Source organism: Serratia ureilytica, from assembly GCF_017309605.1.
Lineage (GTDB): Bacteria > Pseudomonadota > Gammaproteobacteria > Enterobacterales > Enterobacteriaceae > Serratia > Serratia ureilytica.
This window is the reverse complement of record NZ_CP071320.1, coordinates 2,131,208-2,153,960: the sequence shown is the minus strand read 5'-3', so window position 1 is coordinate 2,153,960 and position 22,753 is coordinate 2,131,208. Positions and strand designations below refer to the sequence as shown.

Annotated in this window: 23 protein-coding genes; 8 read left to right on the top strand and 15 right to left on the bottom strand. The window is 58.6% G+C overall.

All coding sequences use genetic code 11. From position 1 onward, the window contains the following. Positions 1-52 precede the first annotated feature (52 nt). The 7 genes from ruvB to J0X03_RS09985 all read right to left on the bottom strand — a co-directional run bounded on the left by ruvB (position 53) and on the right by J0X03_RS09985 (position 5,639). Positions 53-1,057, bottom strand: a complete 1,005-nt coding sequence (gene ruvB, locus J0X03_RS10015) for a Holliday junction branch migration DNA helicase RuvB (protein WP_033643352.1) — start codon at positions 1,055-1,057, stop codon at positions 53-55. Positions 1,058-1,076: 19 nt separating this feature from the next. Further along, a complete protein-coding gene (gene ruvA / locus J0X03_RS10010; RefSeq protein WP_033643353.1) occupies positions 1,077-1,688 on the bottom strand; it encodes a Holliday junction branch migration protein RuvA in 612 nt (203 codons plus the stop codon). Positions 1,689-1,800: 112 nt separating this feature from the next. Then, positions 1,801-2,322 (bottom strand): crossover junction endodeoxyribonuclease RuvC, encoded by a 522-nt coding sequence (gene ruvC, locus J0X03_RS10005; protein WP_004932367.1) that lies wholly within the window; start codon positions 2,320-2,322, stop codon positions 1,801-1,803. 57 nt (positions 2,323-2,379) lie between these two features. Continuing rightward, entirely contained in the window at positions 2,380-3,123 is a 744-nt protein-coding gene (locus tag J0X03_RS10000; RefSeq protein ID WP_206975703.1) for a YebC/PmpR family DNA-binding transcriptional regulator, read from the bottom strand. Between the two features lie 19 nt (positions 3,124-3,142). Next, positions 3,143-3,589, bottom strand: coding sequence for a dihydroneopterin triphosphate diphosphatase (nudB, locus tag J0X03_RS09995; RefSeq protein WP_004932373.1), 447 nt, complete (start codon positions 3,587-3,589; stop codon positions 3,143-3,145). Continuing rightward, positions 3,589-5,373, bottom strand: a complete 1,785-nt coding sequence (aspS, locus tag J0X03_RS09990; protein ID WP_033643354.1) for an aspartate--tRNA ligase — start codon at positions 5,371-5,373, stop codon at positions 3,589-3,591. Before aspS ends, nudB begins: the two co-directional genes overlap by 1 nt. A 74-nt stretch (positions 5,374-5,447) precedes the next feature. Further along, positions 5,448-5,639, bottom strand: coding sequence for an FmdB family zinc ribbon protein (locus tag J0X03_RS09985; protein WP_033632845.1), 192 nt, complete (start codon positions 5,637-5,639; stop codon positions 5,448-5,450). Positions 5,640-5,893: 254 nt separating this feature from the next. Here J0X03_RS09985 and J0X03_RS09980 point away from each other — a divergent pair, with 254 nt between their 5' ends. The 5 genes from J0X03_RS09980 (at position 5,894) to cmoB (ending at position 9,652) form a co-directional block, all read left to right on the top strand. Continuing rightward, the gene (locus tag J0X03_RS09980) at positions 5,894-6,472 is read left to right on the top strand and encodes a hydrolase (protein ID WP_033643355.1); all 579 of its coding nucleotides are present in this window, start codon (positions 5,894-5,896) and stop codon (positions 6,470-6,472) included. A gap of 52 nt (positions 6,473-6,524) precedes the next feature. After that, complete coding sequence (locus J0X03_RS09975; protein ID WP_096242837.1) at positions 6,525-7,340, top strand: DUF72 domain-containing protein; 816 nt, start codon at positions 6,525-6,527, stop codon at positions 7,338-7,340. Between the two features lie 102 nt (positions 7,341-7,442). Then, positions 7,443-7,838 carry an MAPEG family protein gene (locus J0X03_RS09970; RefSeq protein WP_004932387.1) on the top strand — a complete coding sequence of 132 codons (396 nt, stop codon included), beginning with the start codon at positions 7,443-7,445 and terminating at the stop codon, positions 7,836-7,838. Positions 7,839-7,940: 102 nt separating this feature from the next. Further along, positions 7,941-8,684 carry a carboxy-S-adenosyl-L-methionine synthase CmoA gene (cmoA, locus tag J0X03_RS09965; protein ID WP_033650946.1) on the top strand — a complete coding sequence of 248 codons (744 nt, stop codon included), beginning with the start codon at positions 7,941-7,943 and terminating at the stop codon, positions 8,682-8,684. Next, the gene (cmoB, locus tag J0X03_RS09960; protein WP_033643358.1) at positions 8,681-9,652 is read left to right on the top strand and encodes a tRNA 5-methoxyuridine(34)/uridine 5-oxyacetic acid(34) synthase CmoB; all 972 of its coding nucleotides are present in this window, start codon (positions 8,681-8,683) and stop codon (positions 9,650-9,652) included. Before cmoA ends, cmoB begins: the two co-directional genes overlap by 4 nt. A 36-nt stretch (positions 9,653-9,688) precedes the next feature. Here cmoB and J0X03_RS09955 read toward each other — a convergent pair whose 3' ends face one another. Together J0X03_RS09955 and J0X03_RS09950 are read right to left on the bottom strand one after the other, a co-directional pair. After that, positions 9,689-11,545, bottom strand: coding sequence for an FKBP-type peptidyl-prolyl cis-trans isomerase N-terminal domain-containing protein (locus J0X03_RS09955; RefSeq protein WP_160204354.1), 1,857 nt, complete (start codon positions 11,543-11,545; stop codon positions 9,689-9,691). Continuing rightward, positions 11,542-11,946 (bottom strand): hypothetical protein, encoded by a 405-nt coding sequence (locus J0X03_RS09950; protein ID WP_033643360.1) that lies wholly within the window; start codon positions 11,944-11,946, stop codon positions 11,542-11,544. Before J0X03_RS09950 ends, J0X03_RS09955 begins: the two co-directional genes overlap by 4 nt. 443 nt (positions 11,947-12,389) lie before the next feature. Between J0X03_RS09950 and J0X03_RS09945 the strand changes: the two genes are divergently transcribed. Continuing rightward, complete coding sequence (locus J0X03_RS09945; protein ID WP_046687247.1) at positions 12,390-14,210, top strand: hypothetical protein; 1,821 nt, start codon at positions 12,390-12,392, stop codon at positions 14,208-14,210. Positions 14,211-14,341: 131 nt separating this feature from the next. Here the strand turns inward: J0X03_RS09945 and cutC are convergent, their stop codons facing one another. Further along, the gene (gene cutC, locus J0X03_RS09940) at positions 14,342-15,100 is read right to left on the bottom strand and encodes a copper homeostasis protein CutC (protein WP_060660624.1); all 759 of its coding nucleotides are present in this window, start codon (positions 15,098-15,100) and stop codon (positions 14,342-14,344) included. A 101-nt stretch (positions 15,101-15,201) separates the two neighbouring features. On the opposite strand from cutC, the gene J0X03_RS09935 reads away from it, so the two are divergent. Next, positions 15,202-16,350, top strand: a complete 1,149-nt coding sequence (locus tag J0X03_RS09935; RefSeq protein ID WP_129993006.1) for a MalY/PatB family protein — start codon at positions 15,202-15,204, stop codon at positions 16,348-16,350. On the opposite strand, the gene J0X03_RS09930 is transcribed toward J0X03_RS09935, so the two are convergent. Together J0X03_RS09930 and J0X03_RS09925 are read right to left on the bottom strand one after the other, a co-directional pair. Further along, a complete protein-coding gene (locus J0X03_RS09930; protein ID WP_099785887.1) occupies positions 16,347-16,913 on the bottom strand; it encodes a VOC family protein in 567 nt (188 codons plus the stop codon). The two genes, J0X03_RS09935 and J0X03_RS09930, sit on opposite strands and share 4 nt — an antisense overlap. A gap of 475 nt (positions 16,914-17,388) precedes the next feature. Further along, positions 17,389-17,547, bottom strand: coding sequence for a hypothetical protein (locus J0X03_RS09925; protein WP_154219869.1), 159 nt, complete (start codon positions 17,545-17,547; stop codon positions 17,389-17,391). A 200-nt stretch (positions 17,548-17,747) separates the two neighbouring features. Here J0X03_RS09925 and argS point away from each other — a divergent pair, with 200 nt between their 5' ends. Continuing rightward, entirely contained in the window at positions 17,748-19,478 is a 1,731-nt protein-coding gene (gene argS, locus J0X03_RS09920; protein WP_033643365.1) for an arginine--tRNA ligase, read from the top strand. A 66-nt stretch (positions 19,479-19,544) separates the two neighbouring features. On the opposite strand, the gene murJ is transcribed toward argS, so the two are convergent. The 3 genes from murJ to J0X03_RS09905 all read right to left on the bottom strand — a co-directional run bounded on the left by murJ (position 19,545) and on the right by J0X03_RS09905 (position 22,744). Then, on the bottom strand, positions 19,545-21,080 hold the full coding sequence (gene murJ / locus J0X03_RS09915; protein WP_129993005.1) for a murein biosynthesis integral membrane protein MurJ: 1,536 nt from the start codon (positions 21,078-21,080) through the stop codon (positions 19,545-19,547). Positions 21,081-21,186: 106 nt separating this feature from the next. Beyond that, positions 21,187-22,107: a Gfo/Idh/MocA family protein gene (locus J0X03_RS09910; RefSeq protein WP_129993004.1), complete on the bottom strand. Its 921-nt coding sequence runs from the start codon at positions 22,105-22,107 to the stop codon at positions 21,187-21,189. After that, the gene (locus J0X03_RS09905) at positions 22,100-22,744 is read right to left on the bottom strand and encodes a YceH family protein (protein ID WP_042784746.1); all 645 of its coding nucleotides are present in this window, start codon (positions 22,742-22,744) and stop codon (positions 22,100-22,102) included. The genes J0X03_RS09910 and J0X03_RS09905 overlap by 8 nt, the downstream gene beginning before the upstream one ends. Positions 22,745-22,753 lie beyond the last annotated feature (9 nt).

Sequence of the window (22,753 nt, the reverse complement as noted above, 5' to 3'; positions counted from 1 at the left end):
GGATATGACAAGGGCCGCATCTGCGGCCCTTTCTTATTGGCGGATTAAAAACTTACGCTTCGCGTTCGAGGCCGAAATGCCGGTAGGCGTGCTGCGTCGCCAGACGGCCGCGCGGCGTGCGCTGGATAAAGCCCTGCTGGATCAGGAACGGTTCGATCACGTCTTCGATGGTCTCGCGCTCCTCGCCGATCGCCGCCGCCAGGTTATCCAACCCGACCGGGCCACCGGTAAACTTGTCGATAATCGCCAACAGCAGTTTGCGATCCATATAGTCGAAGCCTTCGGCATCGACGTTAAGCATATCGAGCGCCTGCGCCGCCACCGCGCCGCTGATCACGCCGTTGGCGCGCACTTCGGCGAAGTCGCGCACCCGGCGCAACAGACGGTTGGCGATACGCGGCGTGCCGCGCGCGCGGCGGGCTACCTCATGGGCGCCCTCGTCGGACAGCTCCAGCCCCAGGCACCCGGCGCTGCGTGAGACGATGTGCTGCAGATCGGCCACCTGATAAAACTCCAGCCGCTGGACAATGCCGAAGCGATCGCGCAGCGGTGAGGTCAGCGAACCGGCGCGGGTGGTTGCACCCACCAAGGTAAACGGCGGCAGATCGAGCTTAATCGAGCGCGCCGCCGGCCCTTCGCCGATCATGATATCCAGCTGATAGTCTTCCATCGCCGGATACAGCACCTCTTCCACCACCGGTGACAGGCGGTGGATTTCGTCGATGAACAACACGTCGTGCGGTTCGAGGTTGGTCAGCATCGCCGCCAGATCGCCCGCCTTCTCCAGCACCGGGCCGGAGGTGGTACGCAAATTCACGCCCATTTCGTTGGCCACGATGTTGGCCAGGGTGGTTTTCCCCAGCCCCGGCGGACCGAAGATCAGCAAGTGGTCGAGCGCGTCGCCGCGCTGCTTAGCCGCCTGGATGAAAATCTCCATCTGCTCGCGTACGTGCGGCTGGCCCACATATTCGGTCAACAGCTTAGGACGAATGGCGCGATCGAGGACTTCTTCCTCGTTGAGCGGTTCGGCGGAGATCAGGCGATCGGCTTCAATCATTATCTACCTCTTAGCGGCCTTACAAAGCAGCGCGCAACGCGTCGCGGATCAGGGTCTCGCAGTCGGCACCCGGTTTGGCAATTTTGCTGACCATGCGGCTGGCTTCCTGCGGCTTATAGCCCAGCGCCACCAATGCCGAGACCGCTTCGGCCTCCGCATCCGCCTCAGGCGCTTTCTCAGCGGCGGACGGCAAGCTGATCTCGCTGCTGTTGAACAGATCGCCGTTGAGCCCTTTGAAGCGGTCTTTCATCTCTACCACCAGGCGTTCGGCGGTTTTCTTGCCCACGCCCGGCAGCTTGACCAGTGCGGTGATCTCTTCACGCTCCACCGCGCTGACGAACTGCTGCGCGGACATGCCGGACAGGATGGCGAGCGCCAGTTTCGGCCCGACGCCGTTGACCTTGATCAGCTCGCGGAACAGCGCGCGCTCTTGCTTATCGTTGAAACCGTACAGCAGCTGCGCGTCTTCGCGCACCACGAAGTGGGTAAACACGATGGCCTCTTGCCCCAGTTCCGGCAGCTCGTAAAAGCAGGTCATCGGCATGTGCACTTCATAGCCCACGCCGTTCGCCTCCAATAACACCAGCGGCGGCTGCTTTTCCAGAATATTTCCTCTGAGACGACCTATCATTTACCCTCCTGCAGAATGACCGGGCATGGCGCCCTGCCATGCCGTTGCTGGTAAAGCTTATAACATAAAAAAGGCTGGATGAATATCCAGCCTGAGCAATCATCGCTTCGCGTCAGCGCAAACGCCCGCGCGCCAGGTTAAGCCGCCCTTCGCTCATCCGCAGCACGTTCTGGCTGAGGTGGCAGTGGGTGATGGCGATGGCCAGGGCGTCGGCGGCGTCCGCCTGCGGGTTGGCCGAGAGTTTGAGCAGCGAGCGCACCATGTGCTGCACCTGCGCCTTTTCGGCTGCGCCGGTGCCGACCACGGTTTGTTTGACCTGCCGCGCCGCATACTCGAACACTTCCAGATTCTGATTCACCGCCGCGACGATCGCGACGCCGCGCGCCTGGCCGAGCTTGAGCGCCGAATCCGGGTTCTTGGCCATAAACACCTGTTCGATGGCGAAGAAGTCTGGCTGAAACTGGGTGATGATCTCGCTGACGCCGGCGTAAATCAGCTTCAGCCGCGTCGGCATGTCGTCCACCACCGTGCGGATGCAGCCGCTGGCGATATAGCTCAACTGGCGCCCTTGCTGGCGGATAAGGCCATAGCCGGTGACGCGTGAGCCGGGATCGATACCGAGTATGATCGCCATATCTACATCCACCTTGCATGCACGGCGCCGCCTGATGGCGGCGCCCGTTTTACCGGATTACAGCGTCGACGCCACTTCGTCGGAGATCTCACCGTTATGGTAAACTTCCTGCACGTCGTCGCAGTCTTCCAGCATATCGATCAGGCGCAGCAGCTTAGGCGCCGTTTCCGCGTCCATGTCGGCCTTGGTCGATGGGATCATCGACACTTCCGCCGCTTCGGCTTCGAAGCCCGCCGCGGTCAGCGCGTCTTTCACCGCGCCCAGGCTTTCCCAGGCGGTGAACACGTCGATGGCGCCATCGTCATAGGTCACGATGTCTTCCGCACCGGCTTCCAGCGCCGCTTCCATCACGCTGTCTTCATCCAGGCCCGGTGCGTAAGTGATTACGCCCTTCTTGGTGAACAGGTAGGCAACGGAACCGTCGGTACCCAGGTTGCCGCCGCATTTGGTGAAGGCGTGACGCACTTCCGCCACGGTGCGGTTACGGTTGTCACTCAGGCATTCGATCATGACGGCGGTGCCGCCAGGGCCGTAGCCTTCGTAGATGATGGTTTCCATGTTGGTATCATCATCGCCGCCCACGCCACGCGCGATCGCCCGGTTCATGGTGTCGCGCGTCATGTTGTTCGACAGCGCCTTGTCCATCGCCGCGCGCAGACGCGGGTTGGAATCCGGATCGCCGCCGCCCAGCTTCGCGGCAGTGACCAGCTCACGAATAATCTTGGTGAAAATTTTACCGCGCTTGGCGTCCTGCGCCGCTTTACGGTGCTTTGTGTTGGCCCACTTACTATGACCTGCCATAAAAAATCTCCGAAAAAAACTACTGGACTGAATTGATCACGAACTCTTCAATCGCCTGCTGATTGCTCCACGACTTGGTCAACTTCACGGCCTCGGCCGCCTCAAGCCATTGGTAAGCGTGATGCTCGGTAATCACCGGATCACGCTCCTCGGGCAACGCCAGACAGAACCAGTGCTCTTTATTGCGCGTGGTTCCCGGCGCATAGCGATGTCGCAAATGGACAAAGAGTTCAAACTCCACGCAGCGTTGGCAATCGAACAACGGCAGGTGCTCTGCTTCGATATCGATGCCGACTTCTTCCATGACTTCACGCCGCGCGGCATGCGGCGGCGACTCATCCTGCTCCAGACTGCCGGTGACCGACTGCCAGAACTCGGTATCGTCGCGCCGCTGTAACATCAGCACCCGACCACTGGATTTCGCGTAAATCACTACCAGGATAGATTCAGGGCGCTTATAACTCATCACTCGCTCTCTTGTTCCGCACCGGCTTTCTTTACCACGCTGATCGCCAGCTCCTGCAGCGACGCCGGGTTGGCGAAGCTCGGGGCGTCGGTCATCAGACAGGCCGCCGCGGTGGTTTTCGGGAAGGCGATCACGTCGCGGATATTGTCGGTGCCGGTCAGCAGCATCACCAGACGGTCCAGGCCGAAGGCCAGGCCGGCGTGCGGCGGCGTGCCGTACTTCAGCGCGTCCAGTAGGAAGCCGAACTTCTCGCGCTGTTCGTGTTCGTCGATGCCCAGAATGCTGAATACCGTCTGCTGCATTTCGCTGCGGTGAATACGCACCGAACCGCCGCCCACTTCGTAACCGTTGATGACCATGTCATAAGCGTTGGCGATAGCGTTGACCGGCGCTGCGGCCAGCTCTTCCGGGCTCATGTCGCGCGGCGAGGTGAACGGGTGGTGCATCGCCGCCAGGCCGCCCTCTTCGTCTTCTTCGAACATCGGGAAGTCGACCACCCACAGCGGCGCCCAGCTGTCGAGTTGGGTCAGCCCCAGATCGCGCCCCAGCTTCAGGCGCAGCGCGCCCATCGCATCGGTGACAATCTTGAAGCTGTCTGCGCCGAAGAACAGGATGTCGCCGGTCTGCGCGTCGGTACGCGCCAGGACAGCTTCCAGCACTTCCGCGCTGAGGAATTTGGCGATCGGGCTCTGCACGCCTTCCATGCCGGCGGCGCGGTCATTGACCTTCAGCCAGGCCAGGCCTTTCGCGCCGTAGATGTTGACGAAAGCGCCGTACTCGTCGATCTGCTTGCGGGTCAGCTGTGCGCCGCCCGGTACGCGGATCGCCGCCACGCGGCCTTTGGCGTCGTTGGCCGGGCCGGAGAACACTTTGAACTCGACGTCCTTGACCAGGTCTGCCACGTCCACCAGCTCCAGCGGGTTACGCAGGTCCGGCTTATCGGAACCAAAGCGACGCATCGCTTCGGCGAAGGTCATGACCGGGAAATCGCCCAGATCCACGCCCTTCACGTCCAGCCACAGTTCACGCGCCAGTTTCTCCATCACTTCACGCACCTGGTCGGCGGTCATGAAGGAGGTTTCGACGTCGATCTGGGTAAATTCAGGCTGACGGTCCGCACGCAGGTCTTCGTCACGGAAGCATTTGACGATCTGATAGTAACGATCGAAGCCGGACATCATCAGCAGCTGTTTAAACAGCTGCGGAGACTGCGGCAACGCGTAGAATTTGCCCTTGTGCACGCGGCTCGGCACCAGGTAATCGCGGGCGCCTTCCGGCGTCGCTTTGGTCAGCATCGGCGTTTCGATGTCGAGGAAGCCGTGGCTGTCCATGAAGCGGCGCACGAAGCTGGTGATTTTGGCGCGGGTCTTCAGACGCTCGGCCATTTCCGGGCGGCGCAGATCCAGGTAGCGGTATTTCAGGCGCGCTTCTTCGCTGTTGACCTGGTTGGAGTCCAGCGGCAGCGGCTCGGAGCGGTTGATGATCTCGAGCGCGTGGGCAAACACTTCCACTTCGCCGGTGGCCATATCTTTATTGATCTGGCTGTCCGGACGCGCACGCACGGTGCCGACGATCTGGATGCAGAACTCATTGCGCAGGTCGTAGGCCTTGTCGAACGCCACTTTCTCGTCCGGATCGAAGAACACCTGCACGATGCCTTCGCGGTCGCGCATATCAATAAAGATCAGGCCGCCGAGATCGCGACGACGATTGACCCAACCACACAGAGTGACTTCCTGGCCCACGTGGGACAGATTCAACTGCCCGCAATATTCAGTACGCATACGCTATCCTTTTACACAGCCGATGCCGCGCCGGGCTAGTGCGCCCCTGTCGCGCGGCTGTTATCTGATAAATTCTACTTGTTACCCGGTTTAAAATCCGTCGCATACCAGCCGGTGCCCTTAAGCTGGAAACCGGAAGATGAAATCAACTTGGTCAACGCGGGCTGCCCACACGCCGGGCAGTCTGCCAGCGGCGCATCGGAAAATTTTTGCAATTTCTCTAACCGATGGTTGCAAGCACCACATGCATATTCATAAATCGGCATAGGTCGTTGGATTAAAGAGTGTTGAAAAAAGGGAGTCATTATAAAGGAAATTCATCCGCCCGATAAGTGCGAACACAGCATTGTTACTGCACTAAATGGCGCGTTTTTGTTCGAATCAACACATCGGTTAACAAATTTCCCATTAACCTGCGACAGTTTTTTCACGTAGCCTGATTCTCCCCCGGTTTTGCGCCGAACGCAGCTCGCCCGACGCGCCGAACAGTTTTTATCCACTTCGCAACGAGATGAAATCCATGCTGAAACTTGACGCCCAAACCACCGCTCTGGTGCTGATCGATTTGCAAAACGGCATTCTGCCCTACGCCGGCGGCCCGCACGGCGCCGACCAGGTGGTGGCGAACGCCGCCCTGCTGGCCGCGCGTTTTCGCATGCTGGGCGCGCCGGTGCTGTTGGTGCGAGTCGGTTGGTCAGACTCCTTCGCCGAGGCGCTGAAACAACCGGTGGATAAACCGGCTCCCGCGCCCGCCGGCGGTTTGCCGGCCACCTGGTGGGAGTTCCCCGCGCCGCTGGCGGTCTGCGACAGCGATATTCTGATCACCAAGCGCCAATGGGGCGCCTTCTACGGCACCGATCTGGACTTGCAGCTGCGCCGTCGCGGCATCAAATCCGTAGTCTTGGGCGGCATATCCACCAATATCGGCGTGGAATCCACCGCCCGCGCCGCCTGGGAACACGGCTATGAGCTGGTGATCGCCGAAGACGTCTGCAGCGCGCAGAACGCGGAAATGCACCGTTTCGCGTTCGAACACATCTTCCCGCGTTTGGCGCGGGTGCGCGACACCGGCGAAATTCTTGCCGCGCTCGACCGGTAACGTTAAGTTGTAGCCTGATAAGCCAAGCACAAGTAAAGGAAGACAAGCCGTGATCTACATCGGACTGCCACAGTGGCAACATGCAGCCTGGAACCGTATCGGGCTGCGCGACTTGGCGGATTACAGCCGCTACTTCAACTGCGTGGAGGGCAACACCACCTTCTATGCGCTGCCGAAGCTGGAAATCGTGCAGCGCTGGCGCGACATGACCGGCGACGATTTTCGCTTTTGCTTCAAATTCCCGTCGGACATCAGCCATAAGGCCGCCCTGCGCAACTGCGCCGCCGAGCTGCAGGCGTTTTACCACTGCCTGAGCCCGGTGCATCAACGCATCGGGCAACTGTGGCTGCAGTTGCCCGCAGCCTTCGGCCCCGATGAGCTGCCGCGCATGTGGCAGTTCTTCGAAAGCCTGCCGCAGGAGTTCACTTACGGCGTCGAAGTGCGTCATCCGGCATTTTTCGCCAAAGGCGAGGAAGAGCGCGCGTTGAATCAGGGGCTGCATCAGCGCGGCATCAATCGGGTGATCCTCGACAGCCGCCCGGTGCATCACGCCGCCCCTAATACCGCCGCCGTGCGCGATGCCCAGCAGAAAAAACCGAAGCTGCCGGTGCACGCGCTGGTCACCGCCGACCAACCGCTGGTGCGCTTTATCGGCGGCGACCAATTGGCCGACAACCTGCGCTGGTTCGAAGCCTGGCAGCAAAAACTGCCGCTGTGGCAGCAACAGCATCAACCGTATCTGTTTATTCATACGCCGGACAACGGCGATTCACCCCAGCAAGCGCAAAAAATTTGGCAGCAGCTGCGCCGGGCGATCCCCGATTTGCCTGCGCCGCCGGACTGGCCAGAGCAAGATGCACTGTTTTGACCTATTAATCTGACCAATAACATCAAATATTTCCCCGCGACAGTGAATACAATGACGGCTATGATGCTGGCTGCCAGTTTTGGTTAGGGAACGGAGTTAAAAATGGTAAGCGCGCTTTATGTGGTGCTCGGCGCATTGTTGTTGATCAAACTCTCTTATGACGTTGTCAGATTAAGGATGCAGTACCGCGTAGCCTACGGCGACGGCGGTTTTTACGAATTGCAGACCGCCATCCGCGTGCATGGCAACGCCGTTGAATACATTCCTATCGCTGCTGTATTGCTGGTGATTATGGAAATGAACGGCGCGGAAATCTGGATGATCCACCTTTGCGGCCTGATGCTGATGGCCGGGCGACTGGTGCATTACTACGGTTTGCGCAACCGCGAGGTTCGCTGGCGTCGTTCGGGCATGGCCGCGACCTACATCTCTTTGTTGTTGATGGTTCTGGCAAATATCTTCTATCTGCCCTGGGATCTGATTTTCAGCCTGCATTGATCCCGTTTTATCATCAGGCGGCCGCGCCGCCTGCTTCCGCTCCGCTTTTTTACGCTTTTCTGTTAGACTACGCAGCTTCGAATTCTGAACTGATTTGCCGCTATGCCAAACCGCGATACTCTTTTCTCAGCCCCCATCGCCAAACTGGGCGACTGGACCTTCGACGAACGCGTCGCCGAAGTGTTTCCCGACATGATCCAACGCTCCGTTCCCGGCTATTCCAACATCATCTCGATGATCGGCATGCTGGCCGAACGTTTTGTGCAACCCGACAGCCGGGTGTATGACCTGGGCTGCTCGCTGGGCGCGGCGACGCTGTCGATGCGGCGGAATATCAGGGTGCCCGGCTGCACTATCGTCGCCGTCGACAATTCGCCGGCGATGGTGGAACGTTGCCGCCGCCATATCGACGCCTTCCGCGCCGACACGCCGGTCGACGTCATCGAAGCCGATATTCGCGACATCGATATCGAAGACGCCTCGATGGTGGTGCTGAACTTTACGCTGCAGTTCCTCGAACCTGCCGATCGCCTGCGCCTGCTGGAAAAAATTTATCGTGGCCTGCGCCCGGGCGGCGCACTGGTGCTGTCGGAAAAGTTCAGCTTTGAAGACGCCGAAGTCGGCGAGCTGCTGTTCAACATGCACCACGATTTCAAGCGCGCCAACGGGTACAGCGAGCTGGAGATCAGCCAAAAACGCAGCATGCTGGAAAACGTGATGCTGACCGACTCGGTGGAAGCGCACAAGGCGCGTCTGCAACAGGCCGGATTCGAGCATGCCGAAGTGTGGTTCCAGTGCTTCAACTTCGGTTCATTGATCGCTCTGAAAGCGGGGGATGCGCAATGATCGAGTTTGGTGACTTCTATCAGCGCATTGCCAAGAGCCCCCTCAGCCACTGGCTGGATACGCTGCCCGCTCAGCTGAGCGCCTGGCAGCGCGAATCGCTGCACGGCAAATTCAAGCAGTGGTTCAACTCGGTAGAGCATTTGCCGACGCTGACTCCCACCCGTCTCGATCTGCTGCACGGCGTGCGCGCCGAGATGGAGCCGGGGCTGTCGCCGGGCCAGCTTGAAGGCATCGAGAAAATGCTGCGCACCCTGATGCCGTGGCGCAAAGGGCCCTTCTCGCTGTATGGCATCGATATCGATACCGAATGGCATTCCGACTGGAAATGGGATCGCGTACTGCCGCACATTTCTCCGCTGGCCGGCCGCACCATTCTCGACGTCGGCTGTGGCAGCGGCTATCACCTGTGGCGCATGATTGGCGCTGGCGCACACTTCGCCGTGGGTATCGATCCGATGCAGCTGTTCCTGTGCCAGTTTGAAGCCGTGCGCAAACTGTTGGGCGGCGATCAGCGCGCCCATCTGCTGCCGCTCGGCATCGAGCAGTTGCCGGATCTGGCGGCGTTCGACACCGTGTTCTCGATGGGGGTGCTGTATCATCGCCGCTCGCCGCTCGATCATCTCTATCAGTTGAAAAATCAGCTGGTGGCTGAAGGTGAGCTGGTGCTGGAAACGCTGGTGGTGGAAGGCGACCGTCACCAGGTGCTGGTGCCGGGCGATCGTTATGCGCAGATGCGCAACGTGTATTTCATCCCTTCCGCCGAAGCGCTGAAATGCTGGCTGGAGAAGTGCGGCTTTGTCGACGTGAAGATCGCCGATATGTGCGTCACCAGCCTCGAAGAGCAGCGACGCACTGACTGGATGACCAGCGAATCGTTGGCCGAATTCCTCGATCCGAACGATCGTAGCAAAACGGTCGAAGGCTATCCGGCGCCGCTGCGCGCCGTGCTGACCGCCAAAAAGCCCTAGCGCACGCTAATCGGGCCGGCCTGCGCCGGCCCGAATTCACCCGTTACCGACATCGACATCGACAATTCGCAGCTCATAAACCATCGTCGCGTTCGGCGGGATCTGCGGCGCATAGCCCGTTTCACCGTACGCCAACGCCGGCGGCACCACCATCGTCAGCGAGCCGTGATTTTTCAGATGGCCGATCGCCTCGCGGAACAGCGGCGGATAGGCGGAGAGCGGCTGAGACATCACCTTCCCGCTGCGATCCATATCCTGAATCACGCTGCCGTCGGTTAAGCTCTCTTTCACAACAATGTCCACCCGCGCGTTTTCCTTAATGGCTTCATCACCCGCATAATCGATGCGATACCAGAAACCGGAAGGCGACTTCTGCGTGCCCTTCTTCTTTTGGAACTCGGCGACGAACGCCTCACCTTTGCTGGCCTGCGTCTTCGCAGCCTGGTTTCTGGCGTCGTTCACCGCTTTTTCCGACTCCGCCAGTGCGCTGGTCAACTGCGCATCGCTCAACTGGTAATGGCCGTTGAAGGTATCGATCACGCCTGCCAGCAGCACGGTTTTGTCGGGCGTGATACCCCAATTTTTACGTTCCGCCAGCATCGTTTGAATATCGCGCCCCAAAGCAACACCGGCGGCATAGCTCTGTTGCTCCGGCTTTTTCTTCAGCGCTTGCCTATCCGGCAGCCATTTGGCCCGCGATCTCAGCCCGTCCAGTTCCTCACGCAAGGCTTGCTGCGCCTGATGCGCGGCCGCCAGCTCCGTCGCCGTTTTATCCGCCTGTTGCGCCGCTTTATCCCGTTGCTGCGCAGCCTGCGCGCTTTCCGCCGTCAGCGCCGCCAGACGCTGTTCCAGCGCCTTAGCCTGCTCGGTTTGCGTCTTGTTTTTTTCCTGCAGCTGCGCCAGCTGCTGCTGAAGTTCACCCGCCGCTTTGGCGGCCTCGGCCTTTTGCTGCTCCAGCGCCATCTTCAGTTTTTTCTCTTGCTGCTCGGCCTGCTGGCGTTGGTCATCACGCTCTTTTTGCAGCGCTGCCAACTGCTGTTGAAGTTCGCCCGCCGCTTTGGCGGCCTCGGCCTTTTGTTGCTCCAGCGCCGCCTTCAGGTTTTTCTCTTGCTGCCCACCCTGCTGGCGTTGGCTTTCCTGCTCTTTTTGCAACTGCGTCAGCTGCTGTTGCAGTGCCCCTAGCGCCTTGGCGGCTTCGGCCTTCTGCTGTTCCAGTTCAGCGGCGGCCGCTTTTCGGTCCTGTTCATAACGCTGGCGCGCTTTATCGTTGGCAGCTTGCGCCGCCGCCAGTTTCTCCTGCCAAACCTGTTGCTGCGCGTTATCAGACTGTTTTGGCAACGCCGCCAACCGTTGCTCCAGCGATGCGATGCGTCGATCCCGCTCCTCGGTTTGCTGCTTTTGCCGCGCTAACGCCGCTTGCGCCTCGGCGATTTGCGCCTGAGCCTTACGCTCCTGCGGCGTCAGGTTCAGCGCCTGTCGCACGCCGCTGGCAAAGTCGCTCAACGCGCTCAGATCGGGCGCCGGAGCCGGTTTATCGGCAGCCGCCAGGGAAGACGCGACGCGCAACGCGGTCAGCTCCTGCTGCAGTGATTGAATGGAAGCCTGCTGTTGCTCCAGTCGGGCATCTTTCTCGCGCAGCGCCTTTTGCCACTGCGCCAGCTGCTGCTTCTTCGCCGTCGCCTCACGCGTTTGAACCTGGCGGGATGCCGACTTCTGGGGGGCCTGGGGTTGCGTGACGGCGGCATCAGCCTCCGCGGCCGGTGCATCCTGCCGCTGGTAGCGCTCGGCAAACTGCAATAACGCCGGCACATCGTCATCCGCAGCGGCCACCGCCGGCGCAAACGCCAACGGTATCATCAGGCTCAGTAACGCCTTTCTCGCACGCGGGGTCATTGGGTGCGCTCTCCACGCTCAGCCAGACCGGTCATCATGGCAGAACTGATGTCTGCGCACAGACGGCTGGTGCGATAACGATACAGGGCGTCAACGGTTTCCTGCGTCCCCGTGTTGACCCGCTGACGCACCCCGGCATACTGCGCGGCGCCGCCCATCAAAGCATCGAATTCGCGTTTGAATTTTTGGTATTTTTCGTTATCCATGCCGCGCATGGCATCCAGCTCGCGCTGGCACTGCTGCATGCGTTCGGCCTCACGTTGCCGTTTGTCTTGCTCCGCAATTTCTTCTGCGCTGGGGGGCTTACTTAAGGTAGAAACAGGCCGCTTGGTGGTCTGGCAGCCGGTCAGGGCCAAGGTCAGCAAAAGCGCAGCGGTCAAACAGTGTGCCGTTCGGGTCATTATCGTTATCTCCTTGTAAAGTCCGCCGTCGACGTGCTCTGTGGCTGCGCCGACGGCTCTCCTCATTGGTGCTGTGATGTTCCGGCCATAAAAACCGGCGGTGAATAGGTATAGAAATGCAGACGCGGTGATGAACGGCAGAGCGCAAATCATTCACCACGCCAATACATACCAAAAAATCATTTAATATTATGATATTTAAAGGATTTTAACTCATAAACTTATCAGCAGGGCATGACGAGCGCAAGAGAAGAGATGGCGCCTGACCGACCGATAAACAGCGCAGGAACGGGCGCGGTGTCTTTACAAAGTAACAAGCTAATCCATGCTCCGAACACCGCAGCCTGACCTTCATACTGTATCAGCGCCCAACAAACCTCATCGGCTTTTTAAAACGTCCACCCTGATTGAGAATCATGTTGCCAATCAACAGGAGAGATATCATGGGCAATATGATTAGTGTGAATAACATCAGTGAATTGCGTAATCTGACACCCGCGACAGACGATCAGATTGTCTTTTTAGTTTCTCACTCCGCCGGACGTTTCGCCGGCGGCGGCGAATTCTATTATGCGAAAACGGATACAACCAGTACGGACAATAACGGTACCGTAGTGGTTACTGCAGACGGAGCCCGCTGGAAACGACTGGACACTAAGCTTACCTTCGATCACTTCGGCGCCGATCCCAGTGGCACGTTCGCCTCTGACGCGGCAATCAGCGCCACATTAGACTATGTCGCAAGTTTAAAAAATAAAGTGGTCTATGCTTCGGAAAATGCTCAATATCTGCTGACCAGCACTCAACCTATCAACGTCGCAAATGGCGTCACAGTCAGAGGATCCCGCCGCGGTATTGCTCAAGGCCCTGCAAGTCTTACAAACAATGGCCCTAATCGGGCAGGCCTTGCTGACGATAGTGCTTTCATCATCAAAAAGCCGGCAGGTACGGTTTGTTTCGCCTGCGATAAGAACGTTGTCTTTGATGGTTGGTCGTTCCTCTATCCAGATCAGAAATATACTGCCACCCAGCCGGAGGCGTTTGTTCCATACGGAGCCACCATTACCGCAACCGGCGCTCTGTCAGTCGCCAACTGCCGTTATGTAGGCGCCTATGATTTTGTTGAAGCTCGTGGAGAAGCCAACAGCTTTGAGAATATCTACGGTTGGGCAGTACGCTGCGACTACAGGGTTTATGAAAGCAGGGACATCAACAGATTTACCAATGTTCACGTCAATGCCAACGTCGTGCGCCCGACAGAAAACGCGGTGACTGCCTCTATCGCCGTAGCCGGTTCTTGTGCTTTCAATCTCGATCGCCACGACAATACGTTTATGGTGAATGTGTTCTCTTATGGCAAAAAGATCTTTATCAAAACTACAACACAAGGAACCTCCTATTTAGGCGGCCTTAGCCTGAGCAATTTCATGGCAGACAGAAATGGTACCGGAATTGATATCGACTCGGATTCCTCCGCCAATATTCAAATCTCCAACGGTTCTTATATTAATGACTATGGTGATATCGTTGGAGGGTTCCTGGTATTAAGAAAGTCTACTGGCCAATCAAATATCACCCCAGTGCAAATCAGCAATGTTAACTTCGCTACCGCTAATGGACCGAAGGGTTCACTCTCCCCTCAGGCCATTCGCTTCGAAGCGAACGGCGGGTATCAACTTTCATTCAGCAACACCGTCATGCCAATGTGGACGAACGGCAGTCTGAACAATGAAGCGGGTTACAACATTCTTAGAGGCACACTGAGCATTGCGCAACGCAGCTATCAGCTACATGCGGCTCCGCTAAATTGTTTGACGAACAGCAATATGATCGCCATCGGTGCTGACAAACAGCCTGTAGGCTGGTTTATTGATGGAAATCTGACGGCGGATAGCAATACCCTGACGGCCAATGGCGACAACCCGGCTTATAAAGGTTTGGGCCAGCGCATCCATCGGAGCATGGGATTAAGGACATTCTGGGCCATCGCATCCTATATCGGTGAACAATCTACCGCACAAGCCTCGACCGGTATCTGGGCCCGTTCATTCAACGATGACTACACTGACACGATCGAGAGCAATAATGCCATCCCCTGGATGCGCATCGGGAACCTCTATTATGCGCGGTTTGTCATGAATAATAACCGCACCATCCACGATATCCTGATCAATCCCGGTAACGGCAATAATACAGTGCGCATTTTAGCCTGCGGCATTAGCCCGGGTGAAATCTTTGACTTCTCGCCTGACACGTTGCAATAGTCTCTCGCGGCATAAAAAAAGCCCCGGCAAAACGCCGGGGCCTGGTACTTGCGTGATCGCCGAAGGCTCAGTGACACGCAAAGGGGTCTTACGGCCCGGAAACCGGTTATCAAACGCGGTTAGCTGCGTGTTTATGCGCTTTGCGCCAAGGGGTCAACCAAGGCCAGCGCGTTTTTCATCGCCTCCACCATTTCGCCATCCACGCAATAATGGCTAAATTCGTCAAACTCGTTATCGGAACACATGGTGACCCCCGCCTTGCGATAACGCATGGTCGATGGCACCAGATGGCCGGAAGAGCTGTGCAATTCATGCAGGCCGATATCGACAAACTTGTGCAAATTGCTCAGACGCACGCCGGCGCCCGCCATGATCACCGGGCCCTGGCTGGCCTGACGCAAATCACGCAACAGCGGCAGGCCCAGTTCGGCGCTCTGCTGTTGACCGGAAGTCAGAATGCGCGCCACGCCCAGGTCGGTCAGTTGCTCCAGCGCCACCATCGGGTTTTGGCACATGTCGAATGCGCGATGGAACGTGACGGCCATCCCCTCGCACAACGCCATTACCTCGCGCATGCGCGGCAGATCGATATGCCCTTCTTCGTCCAGCATGCCGACGACCACGCCGGGGAATCCCAACTCACGGATCTGGCGGATATCCTGCTTGATCACCTCGAAATCCACCGCGCCATAACAGAAATCGCCACCGCGAGGGCGTACGATCGGATGAACCGGAATCGAAACCCGTTCCCGCGCCAAACGCAGCGTGCCATAACTCGGCGTCAATCCGCCCTCGCTCTGGCTGGCGCATAACTCGATACGATCGGCGCCCGCCCGTTCGGCCGTTAGCGCGCAGTCGACGCTAAAGCAACAAACTTCCAGTTTTATCATTGTCACCCCCAGATAACGGCCAACATACGGCGGCAATTGTTCATTTCTTCATTTCTCACGTAGGCTCATGCTTAGGCATAAACCGGCTCAGGGTTGTAACTATGGCATTCAATTTTGATCAATGGGTAGACCGCAGTCACAGTGACAGCGTTAAGTGGGATAAATATCGCGACCGCGACATCATTCCGCTGTGGGTCGCCGACAGCGACTTCGCCTCCCCGCCGGCGGTCATCGACGCCTTGCAGCGGCGCGTGGCGCACGGCGTGTTCGGCTACACGCACCCATCCCCCGGTCTTCTTGAGGTTTTTACCCGCCGCATGGTAGAGCGCTACCGCTGGCACATCAAGCCTGAATGGATCCTTTTCCTGCCCGGCCTGGTGTGCGGCTTGAACCTGTGCGTGCGCGCCTTCACCGAAGAACATCAGAGCACGCTCGCGCCCAGCCCCATTTATCCGCCATTTCGCAAAGCGGCCAAATTCGCCGGGCGCAAGCACCTCTCGGTACCGCTGGCGGCAGCAGGCCAACGTTGGGTGCTGGATTTTTCCGCGCTGCATGGGCAGCTCAGCGGCAATGAGAAGCTCCTGCTGCTGTGCAACCCGCAAAATCCCGGTGGCACCGTTTATCGTCGAGAAGAGCTGTCGCGGCACCATCAGTTCGCCCGCGAGCACGATTTAATCGTCTGTTCGGATGAAATCCACTGCGAATTGCTGCTTGAACCCGGCGCACGGCATATTCCTTTCGCCACCCTGAACGAAGACGCGGCCCAACGCAGCGTGACGCTGATGTCGCCGTCAAAGGCGTTTAATCTCGCCGGGCTGGGCGCCTCGATAGCGATCGTCCCTAATGAGGCGCTGCGACAAAAGCTGAAACGCGCGCGCAGCGGCATCGTGCCGGAGGTCAATCTGCTGGCGCTGGTCGCCGCCCAAGCGGCCTATCAATACGGGCAACCCTGGCTGGACGAGCAGTTGATTTATCTGCGCGCCAATCGCGATCGGGTGACAGAGCGCATCAACGCCATGCCGGGATTGAAGTTGTTGCCGATTGAAGCCACCTATTTGGCCTGGATCGACTGCGGTGCGTTGCCGGTGGACAATCCGCATCAGTTCTTCGAGCGCGCGGGCGTTGGATTAAGCGCCGGTTTGGATTTCGGCGATCGGCGCTTTGTACGACTGAACTTCGGTTGCCGGCGGGCTCTGCTCGATGAAGCGCTCGATCGCATGGCGCGGGCCTGCGCCACGCTGTTCGACTAGCCTTGCTCGCTGGCGACAATGTCCCGAATGGAGTAAGGATGAAACTTGATCGTGACCGTTCCATCGGTGATGGCCAGCGTCGGGTTCGGCAACCGCTCGCCCTCGCCTTTTGGCGAGCTTTGCTTCAGTTTGATCCCCGGCGCCAGCAACGCTTCATCAGCGAGATGGCTCAGCGCGCGGGCGTGCAACGTCTGCGGATCGCCGCTCAGCACTAGCTCGACATGTTCCCACCCTTCATGCGGATACCGTTTCTCCCCGGGATACGGCAGCTCGACGCAATCTATCCGCCACGGCCCCATGGCCAGCGGCTGCTGTAAATCAAACAGACAGATAGGCCGCCCGTTGATCATCGATTCGGACAACAGTGTCCCGCACTGCATCAATCCCTGGCGCCAGCGTTCGGCGGTAGCGTTCTGGTGACAGCGCAAGGAAATGTGATCGGCGGTAAACGAGGACAGGTCAAGCTGCAATCTGGCGGCGAATTGTTGCAACGCCTGCTCGAAACGCGGCAGGTCGAGCCTCAGATCGTCAAGCTCGGCAATGGCCTGCAAGGGATTGGTCATAGAAACCTCAAAACAACGAGCGCAAAGTTAAAGGCCGTAATTTACACGGTGGCGACGGCGCTCGCCAGAGTGGCGAGATTTTTCAGCGGCAGTACAGCATAATTTTCGGTTCTGGATGGGGGACGAAAAACCCAGCGCTTATTGAGATGGCAGCTTATTAATTCGGCAATTAAATAAAAAATAGGATTTTTCGCAGGCCATTATATCATTTCCTTATGACAGTAAGATTTAAGTTATTTTGCACAAAACCCTCCGCCACCTGCGGGCTAAATCGATTGATTTTTTTCGCTTAATCAAACCTCACCCACTTATATAAGTCACACAAAACATGAAGTTTAACCAATTGTAAACAAAGAGAATGCCGCGCAAAAAATGATGGAAAACTAAGGATTATCTTAATTTAATGCCGGGCAATTGATTCACCCACTCAACTCGGCTACTTTGGGGGAAATTTAAATTAGAGATGATCATTATGTTATTGCTGACGATATCCTTGGTGTTGATAATTATCGCCGTATACGCCATCTACCGTCATTTTAAATCTCGCAGCACCAATACGCTGGATTCCGGTCGCCGCAATAAAAAACGCTAGCCCCTCATTTTTTCCACCGTATATCTTCTCTCGGTTGTCCATCTTTTATCCCCACGGCAATAACGCGCGCCTCCGCAACTGTTTCATCGCTGCGGTCGCGCCAACTGCTGACGGGCTCCCTCAGATCGGTTACAATTGCAGGCTGTTTTGTGGAGGTCGCCGCCGCCCGCGCGCCGTTGGCCACCACCGTTGAATCCCTCGGGGGCTGGTTTCGGCCCCTCGTTCGTCATTAAGGTAACCCGGTGAATATTCAGGTTCTTCTTTCAGATAAAGTCAGCCAGGCGCTGATCGCCGCTGGCGCGCCAGCCGATTGCGAAGCGCAGGTCCGCCCATCCGCCAAGGCGCAGTTTGGTGATTACCAGGCCAACGGCGTGATGTCAGTCGCCAAAAAGCTGGGCATGCCGCCCCGTCAGCTGGCGGAAAAAGTGGTGCAACTGCTGGATCTCGGCGACGTCGCCAGTAAAGTGGAAATCGCCGGCCCCGGCTTTATCAATATCTTCCTGAACAGCGACTGGGTCGCCCGCCAGGCCGACCAGGTGCTGAACGCACCGAAATTGGGCATTGCGCCGGTTGAACCGCAAACCATCGTTATCGACTATTCCGCGCCGAACGTGGCGAAAGAAATGCACGTCGGCCACCTGCGTTCCACCATCATCGGCGACGCCGCAGCGCGTACTCAGGAGTTTCTGGGCCATAAAGTGATCCGCGCCAACCACGTCGGCGACTGGGGTACCCAGTTCGGCATGCTGATTGCCTACCTGGAAAAAATGCAGAATGAAAACGCCAGCGATATGGGCTTGTCCGATCTCGAGCAGTTCTACCGTGAAGCCAAGAAGCATTACGATGAAGACGCCGAGTTCGCCGAGCGCGCACGCGCTTACGTCGTGAAGCTGCAGGGCGGCGATCAATACTGCCTGAAAATGTGGCGCAAGCTGGTCGACATCACCATGGCGCAAAACCAGCTGACCTATAACCGCCTGAACGTCACGCTGACCGAAGACGACGTGATGGGCGAAAGCCTGTATAACGCGATGCTGCCGGGCATCGTCGCCGATCTGAAAGCCAAAGGGCTGGCGGTGGAAAGCGAAGGCGCCACCGTGGTGTTCCTCGACGAATACCAGAACAAGGACGGCGACCCGATGGGCGTCATCATCCAGAAAAAGGATGGCGGCTACCTCTATACCACCACCGATATCGCCTGCGCCAAGTATCGCTACGAGACCCTGGGCGCCAATCGCGTGCTGTATTACATCGATTCCCGCCAGCATCAGCACCTGATGCAGGCCTGGACCATCGTGCGCAAAGCCGGTTATGTGCCGGAGTCCGTCTCGCTGGAACATCACATGTTCGGCATGATGCTGGGCAAAGACGGCAAGCCGTTCAAAACCCGCTCAGGCGGCACCGTGAAGCTCTCCGACCTGCTGGATGAAGCCATCGAACGCGCCGAACAGCTGATCGCCGGCAAAAACCCGGACATGCCGGAAGACGAAATGAAGACCATCGCTCGCGTGGTCGGTATCGGCGCGGTGAAATACGCCGATCTGTCGAAAAGCCGCACCACCGACTATGTTTTCGACTGGGATAACATGCTGGCCTTCGAAGGCAATACCGCGCCTTACATGCAATACGCCTATACCCGTGTGGCATCGGTATTCAAACGCGCCGGGATCGACGAAAGCAGCCTGACGCTGCCGCTGATCCTGACCGAAGAGCGTGAAATTGCGCTGGCCACTCGCCTGCTGCAGTTCGAAGAGGTGCTCACCGCCGTCGCGCGTGAAGGCACGCCGCACGTCATGTGCAGCTACCTGTACGATCTGGCCGGCTTGTTCTCCGGCTTCTACGAGCACTGCCAGATCCTCAACGCCGACAGCGAAGAAGCCCGTCAGAGCCGCCTGAAGCTGGCGCTGCTGACCGCCAAAACGCTGAAAACCGGCCTGGATACGCTGGGCATCGAAACCGTCGAGCGCATGTAAACCGCGCCGCGCGGAAAAGCAAAAAGGTCGCCGTGGCGACCTTTTTTTTTTACGCTTTCACTCGGCTCAGACGACCCGGCGCGCGAAATCACGCGGGCGGAAACCCAACCCGGCCAGCACGCCGAAGTAGGCTACCACACCGGCCACCACCACCGCCGCCAAGCGCAGCAAACGCTCCAGCATGTTGCCCTGATCCCAGGCCGGCATCAGCCACATCAAGCCAATCAGCACGGCCGACATCACCAGTACGGCAATCACCAGCTTGGCGAGGAACAGCGCCCAACCCGGCTGTGGCTGGAAGATTTTCTGCTTGCGCAGCTGCCAATACAGCAGCGCGGCGTTCAGGCAGGCCGCCAAACCGATCGACAGCGCCAGGCCGGCATGCTTCAGCGGACCGATAAACGCCAGGTTCATCACCTGCGTCATGATCAGCGTAATGATGGCGATCTTGACGGGCGTTTTGATGTCCTGACGCGAATAAAAGCCCGGCGCCAGCACCTTAACCACGATCAGCCCCATCAGCCCCACCGAGTAAGCCACCAGCGCGCGTTGCGTCATCGCCGCGTCAAAGGCGCTGAACTTGCCGTACTGGAACAGCGAGACGGTCAACGGTTTGGCCAAAATACCCAGCGCGATGGCGCTCGGCAGCGCCAGCAGAAAGCACAGGCGCAGCCCCCAATCCATCAGGCGCGAGTACTCGTCGTGGTTGCCGCTCGAGAAGCTTTTGGCCAGCGACGGCAGCAGGATGGTGCCCAATGCCACGCCCAGCACGCCGGAAGGAAACTCCATCAGGCGGTCGGCATAGTACATCCAGGACACCGAGCCGGACACCAGGAACGATGCGAAGATCGTGTTGATGATCAGCGAGATTTGGCTGACCGACACCCCAAGGATCGCCGGCCCCATCTGGCGCATCACCCGCCAGACCCCGGCGTCGCCCAATTTGATGCGCGGCAGCACCAGCATGCCGATCTTGCGCAGGTGCGGCAGCTGATAGCCCAGTTGCAGCACGCCGCCGACCACCACCGCCCACGCCAGCGCCAGCACCGGCGGGTGGAAATACGGCGCGGCGAACAGCGCGAAGCCGATCATGCTGACGTTAAGCAGCGTTGGCGCAAAGGCCGGGATCGAGAAACGGTTCCAGGTATTGAGGATCGCCCCCACCAGCGAGGCCAGCGAAATCAATAGAATATAGGGGAAGGTAATGCGCAGCAGCGCCGACGTCAGCGCAAACTTGTCGGGCGTATCGGTAAAGCCCGGCGCAGTGATATAGATCACCCAGGGCGCGGCCAGCATCCCCAGCACCGTCACCACCGCCAGCACCAACGTCAACAGCCCGGAGACATAGGCGATAAAGGTGCGCGTCGCTTCCTCGCCCTGCTGGCTCTTATATTCCGCCAGGATCGGCACGAAAGCCTGCGAAAATGCGCCTTCGGCAAAGATACGACGCAGCAGGTTAGGAAGTTTGAACGCCACGAAGAAGGCGTCCGTTGCCATGCCGGCCCCGAACACGCGCGCGACGATCGCATCGCGGGCAAAGCCCAACACCCGCGAAAACATCGTCATCGAGCTGACGGCAGCCAATGATTTGAGTAGGTTCATGTGGTTGTCTGATAGGTACCGTAAATATCAACGCCTGCAACAGCAGGCGTCAGTGAAACAATCGGCTCAGTTTACGCATCCGGAAAAGAATAGCTACCGCCATATGTTACATAGAGTTATCGCGTAACAAACGCTCGACCACCCGCTGCGCAACCAGCGCCTGCTCGCCGCCGGTTTCCGGCGCGCTCTGATTGGCGACGGCGCAGAGGAAATGCCGCACAGCCCCGTCGAAACCGCGTTGCACCAGCGTGCTTTGCCAACCCGGCACCGGCTGTTCCAACTCGCCCTGCGCATCTTCGCGCAGCCAGTGGCGCATATCGGACAACTGATACCGCGCGCCGTCGGTCACCGCCTGCACGCTTTCGCGCTGGCTGCCGCCGCGGCGATGCATGCTGGTCGTCACCAGCGTATCGCCACAGGCGAAGTGGTGCTCGGCGTACAGCATTTCGCCTGCAGCGTTGGCGCGCACGCTGCCGCTCAGCAGTTGCTCGCCTCCGCCCGCCAGCCACAGCGCCGTGTCCACCACGTGCAGGTAATCATCCAACAGGGTAAAACGCAGATCGTGAGGGCCGACGCTGTCCGCCCGATGTTTATCCATGCGAATGGAGGCGGGCTGATTCATTTGCTGCTTGAGTTGGCGGTAAAGCGGCGCGAAACGGCGGTTGAACCCCACCATCAGCGTTTTGCCCCGCCGCTCGGCCAGCTCAAGCAACTGCTCGCCCTGCTCCAGCGTTTCCGCCAGCGGCTTATCGACGTAAACATGTACGCCACGGTTAAGCAGCTCGCCAATGACCGAAAAATGGCTGGCGGTGCTGCTGTGGACAAAGACCGCATCGCACTGTTCGGCCAAGCTGTCCAGCCGAGGGAAACAGGCCATGCGGTAGCTGTCGCACAGCGGCTGCGCTTTCTGTTGATTAGGCGAGAAGCCGCCCACCAGCGTCCAGTCCGCCGCCTGACTGAGGATCGGCAGGTAGGCCTTCTGCGCGATGCTGCCCAGCCCCACCACGCCCACGCGCAATTTAGTCATGTGTTTCCCTCGCCAACAGTTGCTGCACCTGCCGTTTCAGCTCCGCCACGTCGTTTTCCAACGCGCTGACCCTGGCGCTCAATTCACCGTCGATCTCCGACTCGAGCGCCGGCGGCGCCTCATCGATTGGCCCGCTGAACAGATGCATGAAGCGGCTTTCGCGCTTGCCCGGCTCGCGCGCCAGGCGCACCACGAACGGGCCGTCTTCGCGCGTGGTCAACTGCTGCAGCACCTGTTCGACCTCGCTGACATCGCTGAACTCGTGCATTCGGTTGGTGCGCGTGCGCAGCTCGCCCGGCGTTTGCGCGCCGCGCAGCAGTAAGGTGGCGATCACCGCCAGTTCGGCGGGAGAGAGCTTCAGCTGGCCAAACTCGGAATTGCAAAACCGCTGCTCGTATTTCACGACCCGATTGCCGAACCCGCTGAGGGTGCGCAGGAAATGTTTGCGCAGCAAGAGATCGAGGAGTTGCTGCACCTCGCTTTCGCTCAGATCCATCACCGGCTCGCGGTTGGTCTTTTGGTTACAGGCCAGGGTAATGGCGTTAAGCGAAAGCGGGTATTGGTCCGGCGTCGTCACCTGTTTTTCCAACAGGCAGCCGATGACCCGGGCCTCTTTGGCGTTCAATTCATATTTCATCGTTTGGCC

Bases quoted from the DNA above. Each gene is read 5' to 3' on its own strand.
- nudB (WP_004932373.1), bottom strand. From the start codon at position 3,589: ATGAGTTATAAGCGCCCTGAATCTATCCTGGTAGTGATTTACGCGAAA.
- aspS (WP_033643354.1), bottom strand. From the start codon at position 5,373: ATGCGTACTGAATATTGCGGGCAGTTGAATCTGTCCCACGTGGGCCAG.
- J0X03_RS09930 (WP_099785887.1), bottom strand. From the start codon at position 16,913: ATGACCAATCCCTTGCAGGCCATTGCCGAGCTTGACGATCTGAGGCTC.
- J0X03_RS09945 (WP_046687247.1), top strand. From the start codon at position 12,390: ATGGGCAATATGATTAGTGTGAATAACATCAGTGAATTGCGTAATCTG.
- J0X03_RS09905 (WP_042784746.1), bottom strand. From the start codon at position 22,744: ATGAAATATGAATTGAACGCCAAAGAGGCCCGGGTCATCGGCTGCCTG.
- J0X03_RS09925 (WP_154219869.1), bottom strand. From the start codon at position 17,547: ATGGACAACCGAGAGAAGATATACGGTGGAAAAAATGAGGGGCTAGCG.
- J0X03_RS09980 (WP_033643355.1), top strand. From the start codon at position 5,894: ATGCTGAAACTTGACGCCCAAACCACCGCTCTGGTGCTGATCGATTTG.
- cmoA (WP_033650946.1), top strand. From the start codon at position 7,941: ATGCCAAACCGCGATACTCTTTTCTCAGCCCCCATCGCCAAACTGGGC.
- murJ (WP_129993005.1), bottom strand. From the start codon at position 21,080: ATGAACCTACTCAAATCATTGGCTGCCGTCAGCTCGATGACGATGTTT.
- J0X03_RS09950 (WP_033643360.1), bottom strand. From the start codon at position 11,946: ATGACCCGAACGGCACACTGTTTGACCGCTGCGCTTTTGCTGACCTTG.
- J0X03_RS09985 (WP_033632845.1), bottom strand. From the start codon at position 5,639: ATGCCGATTTATGAATATGCATGTGGTGCTTGCAACCATCGGTTAGAG.
- ruvA (WP_033643353.1), bottom strand. From the start codon at position 1,688: ATGATAGGTCGTCTCAGAGGAAATATTCTGGAAAAGCAGCCGCCGCTG.
- cutC (WP_060660624.1), bottom strand. From the start codon at position 15,100: ATGATAAAACTGGAAGTTTGTTGCTTTAGCGTCGACTGCGCGCTAACG.
- J0X03_RS09935 (WP_129993006.1), top strand. From the start codon at position 15,202: ATGGCATTCAATTTTGATCAATGGGTAGACCGCAGTCACAGTGACAGC.
- J0X03_RS09955 (WP_160204354.1), bottom strand. From the start codon at position 11,545: ATGACCCCGCGTGCGAGAAAGGCGTTACTGAGCCTGATGATACCGTTG.
- ruvC (WP_004932367.1), bottom strand. From the start codon at position 2,322: ATGGCGATCATACTCGGTATCGATCCCGGCTCACGCGTCACCGGCTAT.
- J0X03_RS09970 (WP_004932387.1), top strand. From the start codon at position 7,443: ATGGTAAGCGCGCTTTATGTGGTGCTCGGCGCATTGTTGTTGATCAAA.
- J0X03_RS09910 (WP_129993004.1), bottom strand. From the start codon at position 22,107: ATGACTAAATTGCGCGTGGGCGTGGTGGGGCTGGGCAGCATCGCGCAG.
- ruvB (WP_033643352.1), bottom strand. From the start codon at position 1,057: ATGATTGAAGCCGATCGCCTGATCTCCGCCGAACCGCTCAACGAGGAA.
- cmoB (WP_033643358.1), top strand. From the start codon at position 8,681: ATGATCGAGTTTGGTGACTTCTATCAGCGCATTGCCAAGAGCCCCCTC.
- J0X03_RS10000 (WP_206975703.1), bottom strand. From the start codon at position 3,123: ATGGCAGGTCATAGTAAGTGGGCCAACACAAAGCACCGTAAAGCGGCG.